This is a genomic window from Micrococcus sp. ACRRV (genome assembly GCF_022346985.1).
In the GTDB taxonomy this organism is placed as follows: domain Bacteria; phylum Actinomycetota; class Actinomycetes; order Actinomycetales; family Micrococcaceae; genus Micrococcus; species Micrococcus porci.
In genome coordinates this window covers 1-1,243 of the sequence record NZ_JAKRNH010000204.1, presented here as the reverse complement: position 1 = coordinate 1,243, position 1,243 = coordinate 1, and the positions used below count along the sequence as shown (strand labels likewise).

2 protein-coding genes are annotated in these 1,243 nt (G+C 73.9%); both read right to left on the bottom strand.

The annotated features are described in order from the left end of the window. Positions 1-24 precede the first annotated feature (24 nt). On the bottom strand, positions 25-453 hold the full coding sequence (locus tag MHY29_RS12120) for a tRNA-dihydrouridine synthase (RefSeq protein ID WP_224355406.1): 429 nt from the start codon (positions 451-453) through the stop codon (positions 25-27). 44 nt (positions 454-497) lie between these two features. After that, positions 498-1,139, bottom strand: coding sequence for a cation transporter (locus MHY29_RS12115; RefSeq protein ID WP_239241569.1), 642 nt, complete (start codon positions 1,137-1,139; stop codon positions 498-500). Between the last annotated feature and the right edge of the window lie 104 nt (positions 1,140-1,243).

Sequence of the window (1,243 nt, the reverse complement as noted above, 5' to 3'; positions counted from 1 at the left end):
GGGCAATGCGGGGCGCGGGGGGGCTCAGGAGCCGGCGCCGCCGCCCTTGGAGCCGAAGCCGCCCCTGGACACGGTGCCGGACTTCGCGAACTCCCCTCCGGAGGACGGGACCTTCGTGGTGGTGCCCGTCCCGGGGCGGGTCGTGAGGCCTCCGCCGGCGCGTTGGCCGACGGCCGGGACGGTGCGCCCGCCGGCGAGCGGGATGAAGTACCAGCCCGTGCGGTGGCCGGCGTGGGCGTGGGAGGTGCCGGCGGAGTCGTCGCAGTCCTCGTCCGGCACGCGCTCCTGCGTGGTCTCGTCCCGGCAGACCTGCGCATAGTCCTCGGAGGTCTGCCGGTAGTCGGGGTCCGGGCCGCAGCCGGTCATCGCGGCGGCCAGGGCGAGGGTGCCGCCGAGGGCGAGGGTGCGCGAGGCCCGACGGCGGAGGAGCGGCGTCGGGAAGGTGTCGGTCATGGATCCATTCTGCCGTGCCCCGGCCGTGTGCCGGGCCGAGGGGCTCAGTCGTCGTCGAACTCGCCGGCGAGGGCCTGCGCCGCGAGGCGCTCCTCCGTGGCGGCCTGCCAGACCTCCTTGGCGGCGCCGCCGTTGAGCACCACCAGCAGCACGCCCACGATGATGTCCGCCCAGCCGGAGGCGGTCAGCGCGGTCGCCCCGGCCAGGGCGATCAGCACGATGCCGGCGATCAGGTCGTTGCGGGCGGCGAGCCATGCCGCCCGCGTGAGGGATCCGCCGTCGGCTCGGAAGCGGGCCAGCAGGCCCACGCACACCAGGTTGACCAGCAGGGATCCGACGCCGGTCCAGAACAGGGGGCCGGTGGCGGGCGGCTCGGGGTCGCCGACCTTCACCGCGGCCATCGCGAACGCGGCGATCGCCGGGAGCACGATGATCCCGGCCATCACCTTGCCGACGCGCGCCCGCCGGGCCAGCGGCCAGCCGAGGGCGATCACGATGAGCATGTTCACCGCGAAGTCCTCGAAGAAGTCCACGGAGTCCGCCACCAGGGACACCGAGCCGATGCCGAGCGCCACGCCGATCTCCACGAGCATGTAGGCGAGGTTCAGCAGGGACACCGCGAGGACGGTGCCACGCAGGGCGCGCACGCGGGCGGGGTCGGGCCGGGGATGCGAGGTCTCCGTCATGGCATCCATCATCTCTCCACTTTCGCTCGACGAACCGTCGCTACTTCGCCGACGTCGTGCCGAGGTAGCGACGGTTTCCCGAGCGAAAGTGCGGGGCGCGGGGG